Consider the following 3,002-nt stretch of genomic DNA (forward strand, 5'->3'; position numbering starts at 1 on the left):
TATATTATATTCTATAGGTGGTGAATTTTGACAAGCTAATTATATAGTCACTTTTTTTCCCCGAAAAAATCGGGGCAGGCATTGACAAAAAAAGTAACCAATCCCGATAGCTATCGGGACAAGACTGCGGAATCCTATCATCGCGCAAGGCCCTGGCCGGCCCGGTCCGCAGTCATTCCGCCCCACCTCAACCCGAAAAACTTAACCAAAATTAAAGTTCAGGGTAACTAACATTTCGGTGCAATTTTTCGGATAGTCAGAATTGATATTTATGAATATTTATAACCATCAATATCATTGAAATCTATTGTTAAACGAGGACATATGCTTCTTTAAATTATAATCAATAGTGCTGTTTAACTCTTTTGAATATCTGATTTTTTTGCCGGTGGTGTTTTTGCTGTACTGGTTTGTGTTTCAGAAAAACCTGAAGGCTCAGAACCTGTTTTTGTTGGTGGCTAGCTATGTGTTTTATGGTTGGTGGGATTGGAGGTTTTTGGGATTGATCGCTGTCAGTTCTAGCATAGACTTTGTTTGCGGCTTATTGTTAGGTAGGGAAGGACAAAGGACTCAAAGAAAGCAGCTTATTCTTGGCATCAGTCTTATGGCCAATCTGGGTCTATTGGGTTTTTTCAAGTACTTCAACTTCTTTGTAGAATCCACTGTCAGGTTATTGCATTCGATAGGATTTCAGGCCAATGAGTATTCGCTTCAACTGATACTTCCTGTTGGAATCAGTTTTTATACTTTTCAAACGATGAGCTATACCATCGATATCTACAGGGGAAAGGTAAAACCTACAAATGATATTATAGCCTTTTTTGCTTATGTTGGCTTCTTTCCTCAGTTGGTAGCAGGGCCGATAGAGCGGGCATCTCATTTATTGCCCCAGTTTTTTGAATCTAGGAAAATCAATTATTCGGATTTTTCGGCAGGGTTGAGGTTGATTCTTTGGGGGCTGTTTAAAAAAATGGTAGTGGCCGACAACTGTGCCCCTGTCGTAGATTGGCTTTTTGCAAACCATCAATCAGCCAACAGTTGGCAGCTGATGTTGGGATTGGTTTTCTTTACATTTCAGATTTATGGGGACTTTTCGGGATATAGTGATATTGCCATCGGTACAGCGAGGACATTTGGATTAAGATTAAAACCCAATTTTAGGATTCCGTTCTTTTCCCGTGATATTGCAGAGTTCTGGAGAAATTGGCATATAAGTCTGTACACTTGGTTCAGGGATTATGTGTATTTTCCTTTGGGGGGAAACAAAGGGGGGCTTCTACTACAAATCAGGAATGTCTTGTTGATATTTCTGTTGTCAGCCTTGTGGCATGGGGCAAGTTTCCATTTTGTATTCTGGGGCCTGATCAATTTCTTTTATATCCTGCCCCTGATCCTATTTAAAAAAGGGAATTACCAAACCGAATATGTCGGACAGATTTCTTCCTATCCCAGCCTCAAAGAAACAGGGCAGATGCTGTTGACTTTTTCATTGATTGCACTCTCCTTTCTTTATTTTAGAGCTCCTTATATAGGATTTGGAAACAGTTATTTTCTTTCTCTGGTACAAAACTGGGATAGTTATATTCCATGGACTTCCAAGCTAGTGTATCTGAATCTTGCCTTTATGACTTTGTTTATAGGAATTGAATGGAAGGGTAGATCATTTGTAAACACTTTTGATGGGGTATTGGAAAAGCTCCCTAAAGCAGGAAGGATAGCTTGGTATTATAGCCTGGTTTGGCTGATTATTCTATTTGGTGGCAGGCAGCAGGAGTTTTATTATTTTCAGTTTTAATGAAAAAAGGAATACTGCATTTGATGATTTTCTCTATTCCTGTTTTCCTTGGTTTGGTAGTGATCGAAATGGCATTGAGGAATGTTCCCAATACTTACAAACTTAAAAATGATTATCTCATTGAAAATTCCAATGAAATTGAAGTACTGATTTTGGGCAATTCTCAAACTTTTTATGGCCTTGATCCACAATTTATTTCCGCCAAGGCCTTTAATGCAGCCCATATTTCCCAGCTTTTTTCTCAGGATAAGCAGCTATGGGAAAAGTACTTCCCGAATATGCCCAAGCTAAAATATTTGGTCATTTCCTTTTCAATACAATCCTTCTATGACCAAGGAGGAGACCTTCCTTTTATCCATAAAAACTATGTGCTGTACTATGGTTTTTCCAATCAAATTGGTTGGAAGTACGGCCTTGAATTGACGGCCCTGCCAATGAGAGCAAACCTGATTCGGTTAATCAAGAATATCCAAGATGGAGAAATCGACTATCCTTCTTCTCCATTGGGTTTTGGCTTAGGTTACAAAACAGGTGGATCCATCAATCTTGAAACCAATGCCAAAGAAGCCATAGCAAGGCATTTACTTTTGAATGGGAAAATTATAGAGGAAGAGTTAAAAGCACTTGAGGCAATTGTAAGGAGTGCCTCCCAAAAGGAAATACAAACCATCCTTTTGGCGACACCGGTAAGTAAGCAATACTACAGCTTTGTACCTCAAACTGTAATTCAAGAGGTGGAAAATATTGCCTCCATGCTTAGTGAAAATAATCAATTGGTGACTTACATGAACTGGAACCAACATCCTGATTTTCGCGATAAAGATTTCTATGATGCGGATCATTTGAATGATGCCGGGGCAAGAAAATTGTCTTTGTTGCTTGATAAGGAGTTGGATAAAAAGATTAAACCCGATACCTAGATTCAATAACAAAAACCAAAGAAAAGTTAATTAGATTAAATCCTTCTCCCCAAGAGCCTAAATGGTCTTGGGGATTTTTTTTTGCTAATGGGTGACAATTGAAGGTTAATATAACTTTGCAATGGGATAAAAAAGGGTCATTAAAAAAGAATAAAAATCTTGATAAATGTCAAGATTTTTTTATACTTTCGGTTAACCAGAATGAGGGAGGATAAAATTAAATATCCATCAAATCACCCGTAAACCACAAATTCCTATATGGAAAATTCCTTCAACTGGCAGAAAAT

At 38.1% G+C, this 3,002-nt stretch carries 2 protein-coding genes; both read left to right on the forward strand.

Going from position 1 to position 3,002, the window contains the following annotated elements:
* Positions 1-349: 349 nt before the first annotated feature.
* Positions 350-1,795, forward strand: a complete 1,446-nt coding sequence (locus ACEW8U_RS22225) for an MBOAT family protein (RefSeq protein ID WP_373524253.1) — start codon at positions 350-352, stop codon at positions 1,793-1,795.
* Entirely contained in the window at positions 1,795-2,715 is a 921-nt protein-coding gene (locus ACEW8U_RS22230; RefSeq protein ID WP_373524254.1) for a hypothetical protein, read from the forward strand. Before ACEW8U_RS22225 ends, ACEW8U_RS22230 begins: the two co-directional genes overlap by 1 nt.
* Positions 2,716-3,002: the final 287 nt, after the last annotated feature.

The organism is Aquiflexum sp. (assembly GCF_041751335.1).
Lineage (GTDB): Bacteria > Bacteroidota > Bacteroidia > Cytophagales > Cyclobacteriaceae > Aquiflexum.

Coding starts and splice junctions, on each gene's coding strand:
- ACEW8U_RS22230 (WP_373524254.1), top strand. CDS start 1,795: ATGAAAAAAGGAATACTGCATTTGATGATTTTCTCTATTCCTGTTTTC.